The following is a 15,309-nucleotide window of genomic DNA, read 5'->3' as shown; positions in this document are numbered from 1 at the left end:
CCACACTGCCAACACACCTGAGCTTGCATTAGTTCATCGCCCCCTGCACGGCCTGGATGAGTCCGGCACCGACGAAAGCAGCGGGCAGCGCGAAGACCAACGCCATGCCCTCCACGATGTCCGCAAACCGCGACCAGTAGACGCTGCGCGCACCACGCGCGAGCAGAATCACGGACGCCGCGATAGCCACACACCCCAGCAAGAACCCGATGGCAACGCTCCAGCGTGCCACCTCTGACAATCCGGCGAACACCACAACGATCGTGATGAGGCCGACAAAGAATGCGGTCGCGCGCACGACGGCTTTCAGCACGCGCGACGAGAAGCGGCGGGCGCCTAGCGCCAGCGCCAACACCACACAGCCGACCAGGACGAGTCGCCCGATCATCTCGATCAGCGGTTCGGAAGACAACGGAACCACGACAAACGGAATACACATCACGACGAGCGCGCAGGTGGCCATCGTGATGACCTGCATGCGAGCGGTCGAACGAGCGACGAGGTCGGTGACGCGATCCACATCCACCGTCGTAATCGCGGCTGGAATCACCTCGCGCACCGCAAACCGTGCTTCTTGATGCTCGGCGAAGTCAATGAATGCACCGGGCGGAACATGCATCATCGTCGTCGGCAACGCCCGCAGCACGAGCGGTGCAGCGCCCACAATGACGCAGGCCGCGACGACATCGCGCAGGTTCAAAACCAGCACGGCAACGAGCACGAGCGCCACACCCACCGCGACCGCACCCAGCGAGTTCAGCTGGGCCCGTTCGGCCGTATACCGCGCGAGCACGGCGATGAGCGAGAAGTACACGGCTTCCACAATGGCGACCGTGATGAGGGTGACGATCGGACTGAATTCTGCAGGAGAAGACAGCGTCACCGCCCAGGCGGCCACGAGAGCCGCGGGTCCGAGCGCGACGGCACCACGGGCGACCTTATCTGTGCGGTGACGACGCACGTACAGCACCGCACTGACCACGCTGGCAGCCACCAACGCCACAAAGATCGCATTCATCCACCCGGCAGGCTGCGTGACCGGGGCGAAGAAAAAGATGGCGCCGCCAATGAGCCCGGCAATCGCCATGAGCCACCACGCAAACACCGCATTGCCGAGCGCCGCCTCCTTCTGGTGACGTGCACGACGTTGGGCGGGAGCCACCCGCGTATCGACAATCGCGACGACATCACCATCGTTCAGCGTGCCAAGTGCACTGCGTGGATCAACAAAATCGCCAGATCGTTCGCGATAGATCCGTTCTGACGTGCGCATCGTCGCGCCACTTGCCCGCAGCACATCAATAAGCGACATCGATTCGGGCGCAATGATGTCGCGGCGCTGATCGCCCATGCGAATACAAATGCGCCGCTGCTCGGAGTCAGAGATCAGGGTGGTCATCAGCGCCAGTCCATGCCAACCGTACGGTTCACAAAAGACACCGATCCCCCTAGCTGATCCACGGTGGCACCAAAGCGCCCTGCGATACCGGAACCTAACAAAAAAGACCCTAGCACCCCGATCTGCATCGCACCGTGGCAAAAAGCCTTTCTGAGGGCGGTCTAACCGAGCATCAAAAGAGCGATGATTCCGCCCACAGACAGCACCATGGTTCCACCGCCCACAATCGCCATGAGCGTGACGCGTCGACGAGCCGCAGCACGCTGGCGCGCGAGCGCCGTCATGCTTTCTGCGAAGGGTTTCGGCGGGCGGGTGTCGAGCTGACGGTCCAGGTGCACCACCGGGATGATGGTCTGCTTCCGAGGCTTATACGGCGCCTTGAGGATCGCCTCCTCCGGCGTGAACGCCTCACGTGAAACGGGCTGACCGCCGTCGTCAAGAATCTGCGTCGTGCGACGACTCGCCAGCGACAGCGTCTCGATCTTCGCGGGCGGATTGATCTTCGGCTTGCGAAGGGACTTGATCGTCGCCTCGAGCCCGGTCTTGCGTTTGCTGACCGCGGTCACGTCATCGACGGGCGCAGCCTGCGCGCGACGCTGCCCCGGATCGGTCGGTTCCAGCTCTTCGGCCGCCGCCTCTTGCTGTGCGGCGAGGCGAGCTGCCCGGCGACCACCCATCTGCGTGGCGTCAAGGTCATCGTCCTGGTCAGTGGCTTGGTGAGCCTCGACGGGCGGCTGCCGAACGGCAGAACGCCGTCGCGTCACCACCGTGGCCTCATCGAACTCACCGTCGTCGTCAGCCGCAACCGGCTCAGCAACTACGGCACGGCGCTGCGCGATGACCGTCGACTCGTCGACATCGTCCTCATCGTCATCGCCCGCAACGGGATCCGCAGCCACCGAACGACGCAACCCGATCACCGTCGACTCGTCGACGTCGTCCTCATCCGCAGCCGCTGGTTCCGCAGCGCGACGGCTGGACATCACCGTCGACTCCAGGTCTTCCGCCGCGGCGAGAGCGTCGCTCGACAGATGCGTCGAGCGACGGCGAGGACCGACAGAATCCGACATTTACTCGCTAGCCGCCTCAATGCGCAGTTCGGCATCACCCAGCAGGAAGCGCGTGGTCAGCACAGCCGGCTGGTGCGGCGCAAGCTCCCGCTCGGCGCCAGACTCGTCGATCAAGACGACACCGTTGGTCGAGCCGAGGTCCGTAATCGTCCAGGCGCCATCGACGAGCGCCAGCACCGCGTGGGTTTTGGAAATCGTGCGGGTGCCGTCTGCCACCGAAATCAGCTGCGCAGACGGAAACTCCGGCTCATCATCGGGCTTGCGTCCGAGAATCACATAGTCGCTGGTCAGAGCCACACTCGTACCCACAGGAAGCTGAAGGTTCCACGTGGAACGTCGACGCGCGGCGACAATCGTCTGATCGTCAATCCCCTCATCCGAGGGCACCCCGGCGTTGGCGTGGTGCGCAGAAACGGAGGTGCGGGCGGCGCGCGGCGTACCGGCATCCGGCACCGCAGCCACCGCACTGACCTCCACCGACGACTCAATCGCCGAGATGGCAGAGACCGACGCCGAATTCGACCACACCGACTCCGCGGGGTCACTGACGTCGTCACCCTCGAGCTCGGTACGACGCAATCGCGGCGCCCACACGTCGTCTTCAACCTCCTGCGTGCTGACACTGTCACTGGCACTCACCGGCGTCGCCACATTCGCGATCCCGGTACTGAGGCTGTTCTGCATCCACTCCGAGTCCTCGAAGGACGTGCCTTCGACAACGGGGACGGAACCACTGAGCGGCACGGGCGGAGCAGGAATGATCGCAGGCGCAGCCGGAACCACAATGGGCGGGGCGGGAACGTCGAAACTTTCCGGCAGAGGCGGCAGCGGAGGCGGCGTCATCGCCTGAGCGCGACGGGCCTGGGCAACCACTTCCGAGTCTTCGTGCATCCGCGTGGAACCCGGGTTTCCGAAGGTCGTCGGCATGACGGGCGGAACCGGCGGGATCACCGGAGCAACCGGCTGGGCGGCGGGCTGAGCGGCGGGCGCAGGCGCTTGCGCTGACACCGCTGGCGGAACGAACGACGGGGCGACAGCATCATTCGACGCAGATGCCGCCGACGGCGCGGGCGGAGCCGGAATCTGAGCCACCGGTTGCTCCGCACGCAGCGAGCCGCCGAGCGGGGCGAACGGATCCCACGTGTTTTGACCGGCAGGCGACTGTTCAGCTGCGGGCGGCGGCGGAACAGCCGCGACGCTCGAGCGACTCTGATCCAGCCAGCTCAGCTGGTCAGGGTGCGCCGACATTGCGTCCTGCTGCGGGTTCATCCACGCGGCCGACGGCGCGCTGGGCGTAGCAACTGCACCCATCCAGCGCGCGGAACCCCACCCCAGGATGGAGGCCCAGACCGGGAAAAGGATGGTGCCGAAGAGTCCGAAGCCGTTCGAGCGACCAAAGCGGTTCGACACACTAGCGACGAACAAATACAACACGTAAATGCCGTAGAAGGGCACGAACAGGAGCCAGGGCGACTCCGGCCGGCCACCGATCTTGGCCAACGTGAACCAGTTCATCACCGGAATCCACGCGTGGTTTGCGGGCGCTCCTGCCTTACGGAAAACAGCGGAAAGCGCGAGACTCGACCAGACATACACCATGAGGAGTACGACGAGACAGATCGCGTAGATCATGACGATCATTCCGTAATCGTTGGGGATCATGAGGTGCTTCGCCCACGACGAGTCGTGCGCTTTCCCCTTTCAACAGACCGGGACCGAGCCAATCGGACGGGTGTGCCCAATTGACGTACGAATGACTTCAACGATAGAGCCGCACGCACGCGACGCCACCATCCCAGATCCTGGGTCAACGCACGGCGTTCCGCCGCAACGATCTCCCAGAACTCATTGGATTCATTTTCACTGATGACGGCGTTGGAGAACTGCGCATGGTCAGCCTGCGCGGCAAGCAGCACACCTGCAGGCGTCTGGTACTCCTCGGCGAGCTCCTGACGAGTATGCGTCGTCGGTGAGACAAGACCCGCATCGACGGCGGCGTCAACGTATTCTTCCCAGCCGCCGATCATGCGTTCAGCACCATCTGGTGCCGTCGCACGCTCCTTGCGACGAGCAACCTTGGCGAACAAAATCGTGAGGAATGGCGTGAGCAGTACAAGCAGGCCGAGAACGCCAACGCCCACCCAGCGCATGACCGAGGTCACCACCGTCGTGTCAACGGTGTCTTCCTGATTCGGCGGGGTGTCATCAGATTCATGCTGGTCAGGATCTGGCGGTGCCACTTCAGTGACCTCATCCGGACGCACATCCGTGATGTTTTCCGGATCACGCTGCGTGCGCGACTCCACGTCGATCGGCTCCGTATATTGCGGTGTCACATCGATCGGAATCCAGATGCCTGAGGCATCCTGCACTTCGGTCCACACCGCAAGATCTGATGCCAGACATTCGCCATCACACGAAGGCAGCGAATCGCTCGACGTGCGTACGCCCACCACGACGCGCGCTGGGAATCCGAGTTGCTCAGCGATCAGCGCGCTCGCCACGGCGAACTGCTCATCGTCGCCAATTGCGGCAACGAGCGACGCGTTGGTGATGCCCTGCACTTGCGACTCGTGCTCAAGCAGCTGGGTAAACATCTCATCGATACGCGCCAAAGAGTGCCCGGCGGGGCTGGACTGGAAGCCGGCGTAGTCGGGCAACAGCGCCATCCACTCCGCTGTGTCCCCTTCCGGCAACAGCAGCGCATGACTCAGGTATCCGCGCGCACGCAGCGTCTCAATCGCATCTGCCAAGCCCGCACCTGTCGACGGCACATCCCGAGCATCGAGCCACGCAATGAGACTTTCGGGAGGGGCTACCCGCGGGTTCGCCCCCGGCGACGTCGCCTCCACCAGGTCGATCGTCTTCGGCTCAGCCGCGGTCACAACATACGAATTGCCCTCATCGACACCCCGCGTGACCACACCCGTGCCAGCCGTCTGGTTGTAGTAGAAACCATCCGCCAGCTCGGGGCCCTGAGCACCCTGAAACTCGACGCTCTGCAGCGTGCCAAACGTCGGCAACCAAATGCCGCGCAACGCACCAATCTCAAAGCGAACCGTCGACGTGGTTCCGCTGACACCCTCAAGCGTGGAAGGCACTCGCTCATACAGATTCGTTGGGCCGATATCGACGCGATACGACTCTCCGTCGTATGCGCCCAACGTGGCCAGGCGAATGCGGCTGGGTACCGCGCCCGTCGACGTGTAGCTAAACAGCACAGACGAGACGTTGTCATTCGTGAAGTTCGTGCGGTATCCGGCCAGCGGCGTCTGGGCCTGCGCGATGGCGATCTCAGGCCCCACGGCCGAACGAATCACGTCGCGCGTGCTCGTGTTCGTCACGATCGGCGTCACAATCGCCCCGGCGCCAACCGCGACGACGACCATCGCGGCGGCGAGCCCGGCACGGCGCAGATAGGCGCCGGTACTCTGCCGCGCACCACGAATACCGGTGGCGGCAGCCGCACGCGCGATCGATTGACGGCGCTCATCGCGAGCACGCCACGCGAGCCACCACATGCCACCAAGCACTCCGAGAATGCCAATGCCGGTTTCTACCGGTGACGTGATCGTGAGGGGTCCGAGTGACAGCGGCGACGACACCGACGTACGGCCAAACAATAGGCCAAATGCCAACATCGCGCCGACGGCGACAACCGTGAACCCCGCACGACGCCCGCTGACAAAAGCGAAGCGGACGGCAACGAATGTGCCCACAGTAAAGACAGCAATCGCCGGAACCAGCAGGTTGCGATACGTGCCCACAGGCAGGGGCGAGGTGGCGAGATCCTTAAAACCGGTGACGAAACCCAGCGCGGCTTCGCGCAGACCATCGGGCACGATGGTTCCGCCAACCCAGTATTCCGGAACCCCCAGCGTCACAGCGACGGCGAAGCTTGCCGACAGCAGAATGAGGGTGATGAGCCAGCCGTTCCACTTCACGAGCATCGACAGCACGGCGATGCCTGCACCCACGAGTGCGCTGACGGCAATCGCGAGAACATACCAGGCGCTGGCGTAGATCGGCCAGGCGGCAACGCCTGCCAGCGCCACCATCACGGCGACGTAGGCGGACCCGATAATCATGCTCTGCTTCGTCACGACTTCATTCCCCGGGAGAGCAGTTGCGGCATATCTTCGCGCAGGCCCACGGTCATGATCGTGAGACCGCTGACCGGACGCACCCTCGGGTGGGCGGTTTCATCACACACGACACCGATCACGGCAGTGGCCGCATCGTAGGCGAGAGCCGCACGACGCAGGCGTTCGAGCCCCGTCTGGGAACCACAGATGACGAAGGCGACAGACAGGCCGGTGTTGGATTCTGCCTGCAACGCGCACACGTCTTCTAGCGACATCGTGTTGTCGAGGCTGTCGACAGCACAAAATTCGTCGAGCAGGCCACGAGGGGTAAACGCACCCAGCTGGCGAATGGCGCGCAGCCGACCACGCACCACACGGGGGATTTCTGCACCGGCCACGACGTCAAGCTCGCGACCGTCGCGGAGTGCCTGCACGCCGAGTGATGCGGCAAGCGAAATCGCGATTTCGTACTCTTCTTCCGTCGCGTAGTCACTCTTGGCTACGGAAACGGCAACGGCCATGCGGGAGCGACGTGACTCTTCGAACTGGCGCACCATGAGCTTGCCGGTCTTCGCTGTCGACTTCCAGTGCACCTGACGACGCGAATCACCCGGCATGTATTCGCGGATCGCGTGGAACGACATGTCGGCATCCACGAGGCGCGTTGTTGGATTTCCCTCGAGATCACGCACCAAGCCGGCACTCGTCGACGGCATCGAAACAATGCGCGTGTGCACGTACACTTCGTGCCGGTCTTCCCACTCGTGTTCACGACGCAGCAGGCCGATCGGGTCGGTGCGCACTGCCGTGGCCGGGCCGACCGTGATGATCCCCCGCTTCGGGGTCGGAATATCGACCTCATGCACCGTGTGGTGCTCGGCGCGCAGCATCGGAACCTCAAGCTCAAGCAGGCCATCCCCCACAGGCAGATCCAGCTTGCCCGGCAGCGCCATCCGCGAACTCTTGTTGCGTACGGTGAGTCGTCCGGGCACACTGCCGCCGGCAACAACGCGCTCGTGTTCCAGCTCGAGCGCGACATCGTACGCGCGTGCACCAAACAGGAAGGGCACGCTCAACAGCAGCAACACCACGGCGATGATGCCAGCGACGAGCCACTCCACCCAGCCAAAGATCCACCCAAGCACCGTGCCGCCAATGGCGACGGCCAGCACAAGCCACCCTGCCGTCGTAACCGACCGGCTGATCTCATCGCGCGCGGTCGTGTAGACCGCGCTGACCCGCTGGCCAAACCGGGTCATACCCAGCACGAAACGCACCATCGGGCTCCGCTGCGTTTGGCGGACCTTGGTGCGAGTGTGCGTGGCTGTGCGGGAGTGTGAGTGCGACCCGCTGAGTTCGTTGAGGGTCATGCGGTTTCACGCTGCGTGGGCGGCGGCACCTCCAGCAGCACCTGACCGAGCACGGCTTCTGCCGTCACACCGTCAAACTCCGCTTCCGCCTGAAGAATCAGGCGGTGCGCGAGCGTCGGAATAACGAGCGCCTTGACGTCGTCCGGTGTCGCGTAGGTGCGCCCCTGCGACGCGGCACGAGCACGCGTCGCGCGCGTCAGGGCGAGCGCACCACGAATCGATACGCCAAGGCGCACCTGGTCGGCCGAACGGGTCGCGTCCACAATGCGCGCAACGTAATCAAGCACGAGAGCGTCCACATAGACGTCTTTCGCGAGATCCGTCATCGACACCAACGTCTGCGGCGTCACGACCGGAGAAATCTGCTTGATCGCCGTCGCTCCGCCGCCCAGAATGCGCAGCGTGGATGCGTGGTCCGGGTACCCAAGCGACGTCTTCATCAGGAAGCGGTCAAGCTGGGCCTCGGGCAGGCGATACGTTCCGGCCTGCTCCACCGGGTTCTGCGTCGCGATCACCAGGAACGGAACACCAACGGCACGCGAAATCCCGTCAACAGTGACGTTGCCCTCTTCCATGACCTCAAGCAGCGCCGCCTGGGTCTTGGGGCTCGCGCGGTTGATCTCGTCGGCCAGCACGATGTTCGCAAAAATGGGGCCGGCGTGAAATTCGAACTCACCCGTCTTCTGGTCGTACACGGTGATACCCGTGATGTCGCCAGGCAACAGGTCAGGCGTGAACTGAATACGGGTCGTACTGCCCTGCACCGACTGCGCAAGCGCACGCGCCAGCGACGTCTTACCGGTTCCTGGCACGTCCTCGAGAAGAACGTGACCCTCACTCAACATCGCGACAAGCACGAGGTCGATGACGGGGCGCTTGCCGAGCACCGCGTGCTCGACGTTGTCGCCGAGCTGTGCGAACGACTGGGCGAACCAGGTGGCCTGCTCTTGCGAGATGGTCATGTGTGTCCTTGCTAATGGAGATCTGAAACGAGGGCCGAGCTAGAGGCGTGGCGCTTGGGGCGGTGATTCGTCCGGTGGCCCGGTGCCGCCAGGTGCTCCGGAACCGGTGGTCACCGCTGCGCCGAGAGCGGGGGCCTCAGAATCTGCCAGCGGTGCATCCATCACGCGCTCTGGTTCCGTCACCGGCTCATCGGCCACTGTCGGTGGCACCACGTTGTCGGTCGGCGCCGCGTCTGGCACCACCGCTGACTCGGGTGCGTCGGTGGACGCGGCACCCTGGCCGCGCGTCACTGACTGCTGTGCCCGCTCGGCGCTCGGGGATGCCCCGCCCGACTCGGCTGGCGGTTCGGTAGGGTCAACGGGCGGTTCGGTAGGGTCAACGGGCGGTTCGCTCGGGTCGACAGGCGGGTTGGTGGGATCGACAGGCGGCTCCGACGGGTCAACGGTCGGAGTGGGCTCCGGCGTCGGCTCTGGTTCTGGCTCGGGCTCGCACTCCTCGGTGAAGGTACCGGAAATGCTGTTGAGCCCCCAGCCCGCGCCATCCCACGTCGTGGTGTGCTCCACCTTGACGGAGGCGGCGCGCGGCGGAACGACATTGTTTGGCGGCACATCGTTGATCTTGCGGCCACGCTCGTTGTAGTACGTCAGCTTCGTGACCGACGTTGTCGCCTTGTTATCTGTCGAACTGCTTTCGAACCCGAACGTGGTGTTACCCACACATGCGGTGACGCCCCAGCTCGCCTGCACCTGGTACGGGGCGGATCCGGCTGCCGGAACCGCCTTCGCGGTATCGGTGCGCGCGCCGGTGGACTCGTGCTGGTAGAACACGGTGATGTTCGGGTCAGCGCCAACGATGCTGCTCGGCAGCCCTGAAATGACGACCTCGTTGCGGTTCGGAACAGTCGCGGATGATGTCGGGTCATCCTTGATCGTCCACAGCGCCGAGCGCTCGCCCGACTGCATCGAGCCACGCGGGTCAACAACAAACTCGTAGCCGACCGGCGGCGCCGTTGACTGTTTGGTCACGAGCGTCGTCGATGCCGTCGATGAGCCAAAGACCTCCTCGCCAACGCGCGCCTCGGCACACATCGTGACGGTGTACTCGGCACCACCCTGAAGACCAGGGATGCTGAACCGCTTGCCCTGCTGCGACGGAGTGCACTGCTGGTTCGTCCAGGAAACGCCGTACCAAATCGTGGAAGGCGAGCCGTTAGGCTGCGCGCCTACCTCGACGTCAATCGTCGCGGTGTCGTTCGCTGTTGCGGTACTCGTCGCGGAAATCACCGGGTTCAACGGGGAGCCGATGCCGTTACCGTTCGTTGAGATTTCTGCACCCGAGGTGGAACCCTCGAGACCAGCAGGAATCGGGAAGCGTGAGAATGGCTTCGCGGTAATCTGTGCCGCCTCGTTGGTGCCGACTCGGTAGCTCGCGAGCGAAACCACGCCGCCACCGGAAACCGGGATCGACACCTTGTCACCCTTCGGGCTGGACACCTCGATGCGGCCGGTCTCTGGATCAACGCCGGTAAACTCCAGGCGCACCATGTGGCCCTGGCCCTGCGTCGGAATTGCCGTCGCCGTGAACGTCTCCGGCTTTGCCGGCGGGTCATACGCCCACGCGGTCGTTGACACCGAGGTCTTCGAGGTTCCGACGGCGTTCACTGACACCGCTTCGTAGATACGCGATTCACCGTTTGGTGCCGCAATCGGCGGGCACGTGCCGTCTGCGGCACACGTGGCCACAACCGCACCGTTCCGCGTCACGGTGAAGCCGGTAACGGCGGGATACGCGGAGCGGGCAGCACCGGGGTCAACGCGCAACTGCACGATGCCGTCGTCGTACCCTGCCTGCTTGATCGCCGCGGGGGCCAGCGGGTATCCCTGCAGATCAAGGGTGACGGAACCATTGCGCTCGCCCGTCGTCAGGCGACCCTGCGCATCCTTCAGCGTGAAGCTCGTGCGGCACGTGGCCCCGGGAGCATCCCCCGTCCAGGACGCCGTCACCGACGTCGCCGACGCGACGCTGAACGTGACACCCGCGCACGATGCGGTCGAGGTCACGCTCTGCAACACGAGCGGGGTGCCAGGCAGCGGGTTGATCTCGCCAGGAGCGCCCACAACGGGCACCGTGCACGAGTTGCCCTCGGCCTGCGAGCACTGAATCGAGGTCGTGCCACCGCGCGGCGCTGTCTCAGGTGCGGGGCCGACACGGAGCACGAGACGTGCGGGCGCAACCGACTCGTGACTCGTAATGAGCACAAGGACGGCCGACTCGCGGCCAGGAACAGAGGTATCTGCCGCGGTCACGGTCACCGACGCACCTGACTGCGTGATCCGGAAGTCAGCTGAGGTTCCGTCTACCGCCCAGACCGTGTTGGCGTTGTCGTTCTCGCCCTGCCACACCGTCATCGAGGTGAGATCAAACGTGGCCGTCTCGCCCGGGCTCACGGTCATCGCACCTGGGCGCAGCTCAGGCACCGGGGCGAGCGGCGTGACGATGATCGGAACCGACAGGAACGTCCAGTCGTCATCACCCTTCAGGCGAACCGGAACCGTGCATGAGTCCGTAAACGGCGCGCCCTTTCCAGCCGAGTACTGCACCGTGGTTCCGCCTGTCAGCGTGCAGGAACCTTCGGCGCGAGCACCACTGGATGCCACCGCAGTGTCGACCTCCAGCTTCGCGTCGCGCGGCACACCGACGAGGTCGACCATGTTGAATGACACGGTCGCTTTCTCTTCCACGACCTGTGCGACGGCGCTGGCGCGCAGTGACAGCGGAGTGTCCTTCTTGCCAGGCACGCGCAGGAACGCGTAGGTGGTCACCGCGGTGCCATCGCTCGTGGTTCCGGTCACTTCAAACGGAATGATGCGCGATTTCTCGGGCAGTTCACCCCGGATCTCACGTCCGCTGATGCTGACGCCTGAAGGCTTACCCCACAGGTCAACCGTGAGGCCAGCGATGTCGCCACCACCCCAGTTCACGCGACCGGTGAGCACATCGACGCCGCCGACGAATTTGTCGCGCGTTTCCGTGGTCAGCACGGTGTCAGCGACGACCGGGTACGAGGGCACCTGCTCGCGCACCACCTTGATGACGATGAGTCCGCGGCCGGTGTTGCCTGACGCGCTTTCGACGCTGTAGATGAACGACATGGTGCCGGGGTTAGCGCCGGCCGCAATCTCCAGGACGTTGTCTTTCTGCGAGACAATTTGCGAGTTCCAGCGCTCGTACTCCGGGTTGGGCGAGCCGTCATCGAGCTGCTCAGCGAGGTTGGGAACCACGCTGGTGACGGTCATGACACCGCCGGTCGGGTCAAAGTCGTTGCCGAGCGGGGTGACGAACGCCTTCGACGATTCGCCCGCCTGCACCTGCACGTAATCGGTGTATGTGATGGGACTCGGGTTCGCACGGTCGTTGAGCACGCCGACGCGGGCAATCCCCGTGCTTGACTCGCCAGCGGCATCCACCACGCTGTAGGTGAACGAGTACTGGCCAGGCTTACCGAGCGCGCTCGTGTACGTGATTCCGGCACCGTCAGCGGAAATCGACGCGGTGCCGGCCGACGGCTGCGTCACGATCTTCTCCAGCGCGACGTTGTCACCGTCCGGGTCGACACCAAACGCGTCGAACGGAATCGTGACGGCTGAGCCCGCGAGCACACGGCCCTCAAGCATCTTCGGGCGCGGTGCGCGGTTCAGGTCTTCGCTCAGCACGGTCACGGTCACAGTCGCGGTGTCGGCAAGCGAAGGCGAACCGGTGGTGTACACCGTGTATTCGATGCCGTAGGTGCCCGGCTCCTTCGGTGCCAGATAACGAATTTGCGATGACGACGCGAAGGCGAGGGCTTTGTCTGTCGAGGAGACTGCACTGCCCGGGTCAAGCGAAATACCGGCACCGGCTGCGGCAACATCGTTGAGCAAAACCGGAATGTCGATTTGGGATCCTGCGCGCACCACGACCGCGTCATCAACGGCGATCGGGGCAACATCCTGCGCTGGCGGCAACAGGAAGACGGTGGCTTCACCCTGAATGTTCGCGCCGACGTCTTCGGTTCCGTCGCCAACGGCGTACGTCACCTTGCCGAGCATTCCGCTTTCGCCCGTTGCCGTGGTTCCGCTGACTCGCAAATACTGCTGCGCGACCGTGTCTACCTGCAATCGCGCGCCGGTGGCGGCGACGCCGACGACATCGTTCAACAGCAGCACCCGGCGAGTGGGGTTGGAGACCGCGTCAAAAACGTTGACGGTGGTGTCTTCCTGCGGACGTACGAAGGCCACGACAGGGGCGGTAGCCAACTGCGCGGGAGCATCGGCGGCCAGCATCGTGATGCGTGCCGTCGCGCTCGCCGTCGACTGGCCGTCGGTGACGGTGTACGACACCCGGTAGGTACCAGGCTCCTGGGCGGTGAAGTCGAACCCGGTTCCGGTCGTCGAGGCGCTGACCGTCGCCTTCTCGCTATCCATCACCCGAACGTCGGTGAGCGCGAGCCTGCCGACCGTGCCTGTGACATGGCGGGCAACGTCAATGGAAATGTCATTGCCGAACGCGTCGAGCGTCGTGAACGACTCGGCGAGCAGCTTCGGCGCGGGGGCCACGCGCACGGTCAGAATCTTGGCGGAGGTGGCGCCGCGGGTATCCGAGACGATGACCTCGAGGTCTACATCAGTCGTCTCTGACGACGACGAATCGTGGTGCTGGTAAACCACCTCACCCGTGGGGGTGATGGCGGCGGAACCAATGCCGGAGGGGTTGTTGACGGCCAGCAACAGCAATGGGTCGCCATCGGGGTCCACCCAGCCGTTCAGCACTGCCGTAGCGACGGTGCCTCCCGGCGAGACTTCAGGTTCCGGCCACGATGCCAAGCAACGGTCAACGCCACAGAATTCCGGCGCAGCGTTCGCCTCATCTGCCATGATCGTCAGGGTGACGGTCGCGACGTTGGAGTACAGGCCCTCGGTCGAGGTTCCGTCGGTGAGGCGGTAGCTGAACGTCGCACTGCCAGAAGCTTCTGCCGTGGTCTTGACCACGAGGCGGCCGCCGTCATCGGTCAGGGCGACGGTCCCGAAAGCCGGGTCGGGCTGCACGATGCTCGACGGATCAACGCTGAGCACGTCTTCGTTCGGGTCGTGGTCGTTGAGGATGACGGGCAACGCCGTCAGCGTCGACGCGCGAATACCAAACGCATCGTTGACAGCAACGGGCGGCTTCGGGTCGACGACAACCGTCGCCTGTTCGTCGCTCGGCACAGTGTTATCGGCGTCATCGGCACCCAGCGACCAGTCCTGACTGGAAGGAACGAGCGCTCCATCCGGCATCGTCCACACCCAGCCCTTGCGGGTTTCGTTGAGGATCATCGCATCGGCACTGGTGAGAAAAGCCGGGCGACGCTGCTCATCAAGCGTGACGCCGTTGTAATCGAGGGAAGTTTCGCCCTCGCCCGAGCGCCACAGGGTTCCGGAGTCAAGTCCTAACCAGGCGGCGTACACCACGCCATCGCGGGCCAGGGGGCGGGCAGGCACACCGAGATCACGGTCGGCGCCGCCGACGAGGCGCTCTGCGTCGCCCTCGGCAACAGGCAGGCTAATGAGGCCGCCCTGATCGGCGATGTACGCGGTGTCGCCTGACGTCATCGAGCGCGACAGCACGGCGTCGCCGAGTGTTTCCACGGTGAGCGTGTCACTGCCCGATCGGAAGACCTCGTCGGTCTCCGGGTTATACAAGAACCAGTCCGAACCAACCGCGGTCAGCAACGGGGCATCGCCCGCATCCTCAACCGGGTCGATCGAAAGCACTTCACGCTCGCGTGAATCAAACGTCAGCACGGCGCCGTCGACGCGCGAGTAGGAGAACACGAGGCCGTCTTCATTCAACGCAATCGCGTCGGCCTTGTACTCCGGGCCCGAGTCTTTTTCTTCTTCGTCGTCGCTGTCAGAACTTTCTGATGGTTCCGGAGTCGGCTCTTCTTGTCCGACGTACGGCGACACTTCTTCGACGAGGCCGGTGGAGAGGACGCCAGCGAGGACCTCCCCCGCATCAGTGCGGTACGCGACCCAGGCGCCTGACGTCATGGCGTCCTGTGTTCCCGCAGGCATGACGCCGGCTTCGGCCAGCGCTTCGTCATCGAGGTTTGCGGGCAGGGCCTCGTTGATGCGCGCGACTTTGCCGTCTGCGAAGACGAAGGCGGAACCGGTGGTTTGCGCGATCGAGGAGGGGTTGGTGACGCGGCGCACAGTATCGAGTTCGCCCACCGCGGTGTTCACGCGGGCGTAGCGGTGTCCGTCGCCGGTCTGCAACGCCCACACGGCGGTCTCGGCGGGCGGGGCATCCTGAGCGTCGAGTCCTGGCCAGACCACGCTGATGCCGGCAATGAGGCCGACAGCGGCGATCGCCGAGATCGAGCCGATTGCTGTACTGCGCTTCAT

General features: G+C 64.3%; 7 protein-coding genes. All 7 read right to left on the bottom strand.

Annotated elements, in window-relative coordinates; all coding sequences use genetic code 11:
• Nucleotides 1–28 precede the first annotated feature (28 nt).
• The 7 genes from KTJ77_RS01940 to KTJ77_RS01910 all read right to left on the bottom strand — a co-directional run bounded on the left by KTJ77_RS01940 (nucleotide 29) and on the right by KTJ77_RS01910 (nucleotide 15,309).
• Nucleotides 29–1,399 carry a hypothetical protein gene (locus tag KTJ77_RS01940; protein ID WP_217336835.1) on the bottom strand — a complete coding sequence of 457 codons (1,371 nt, stop codon included), beginning with the start codon at nucleotides 1,397–1,399 and terminating at the stop codon, nucleotides 29–31.
• Between the two features lie 161 nt (nucleotides 1,400–1,560).
• Nucleotides 1,561–2,469 carry a hypothetical protein gene (locus KTJ77_RS01935; RefSeq protein ID WP_217336834.1) on the bottom strand — a complete coding sequence of 303 codons (909 nt, stop codon included), beginning with the start codon at nucleotides 2,467–2,469 and terminating at the stop codon, nucleotides 1,561–1,563.
• Entirely contained in the window at nucleotides 2,470–4,131 is a 1,662-nt protein-coding gene (locus KTJ77_RS01930; RefSeq protein ID WP_217336833.1) for a DUF5684 domain-containing protein, read from the bottom strand. It abuts the gene before it with no gap.
• A complete protein-coding gene (locus KTJ77_RS13660; RefSeq protein WP_217336832.1) occupies nucleotides 4,128–6,572 on the bottom strand; it encodes a transglutaminase domain-containing protein in 2,445 nt (814 codons plus the stop codon). The genes KTJ77_RS01930 and KTJ77_RS13660 overlap by 4 nt, the downstream gene beginning before the upstream one ends.
• Entirely contained in the window at nucleotides 6,569–7,924 is a 1,356-nt protein-coding gene (locus tag KTJ77_RS01920; protein ID WP_217336831.1) for a DUF58 domain-containing protein, read from the bottom strand. Before KTJ77_RS01920 ends, KTJ77_RS13660 begins: the two co-directional genes overlap by 4 nt.
• The gene (locus KTJ77_RS01915; protein ID WP_217336830.1) at nucleotides 7,921–8,886 is read right to left on the bottom strand and encodes a MoxR family ATPase; all 966 of its coding nucleotides are present in this window, start codon (nucleotides 8,884–8,886) and stop codon (nucleotides 7,921–7,923) included. The genes KTJ77_RS01920 and KTJ77_RS01915 overlap by 4 nt, the downstream gene beginning before the upstream one ends.
• Before the next feature lie 39 nt (nucleotides 8,887–8,925).
• Nucleotides 8,926–15,309 carry an Ig-like domain-containing protein gene (locus KTJ77_RS01910; protein ID WP_217336829.1) on the bottom strand — a complete coding sequence of 2,128 codons (6,384 nt, stop codon included), beginning with the start codon at nucleotides 15,307–15,309 and terminating at the stop codon, nucleotides 8,926–8,928.

The sequence above is a fragment of the Microbacterium sp. NC79 genome (assembly GCF_019061125.1).
In the GTDB taxonomy this organism is placed as follows: Bacteria; Actinomycetota; Actinomycetes; order Actinomycetales; family Microbacteriaceae; genus Microbacterium.
This window is presented reverse-complemented; position numbering and strand designations above follow the sequence as displayed.

Bases quoted from the DNA above. Each gene is read 5' to 3' on its own strand.
- KTJ77_RS01940 (WP_217336835.1), bottom strand. From the start codon at position 1,399: ATGACCACCCTGATCTCTGACTCCGAGCAGCGGCGCATTTGTATTCGC.
- KTJ77_RS01935 (WP_217336834.1), bottom strand. From the start codon at position 2,469: ATGTCGGATTCTGTCGGTCCTCGCCGTCGCTCGACGCATCTGTCGAGC.
- KTJ77_RS01930 (WP_217336833.1), bottom strand. From the start codon at position 4,131: ATGATCCCCAACGATTACGGAATGATCGTCATGATCTACGCGATCTGT.
- KTJ77_RS01920 (WP_217336831.1), bottom strand. From the start codon at position 7,924: ATGACCCTCAACGAACTCAGCGGGTCGCACTCACACTCCCGCACAGCC.
- KTJ77_RS01915 (WP_217336830.1), bottom strand. From the start codon at position 8,886: ATGACCATCTCGCAAGAGCAGGCCACCTGGTTCGCCCAGTCGTTCGCA.
- KTJ77_RS01910 (WP_217336829.1), bottom strand. From the start codon at position 15,309: ATGAAGCGCAGTACAGCAATCGGCTCGATCTCGGCGATCGCCGCTGTC.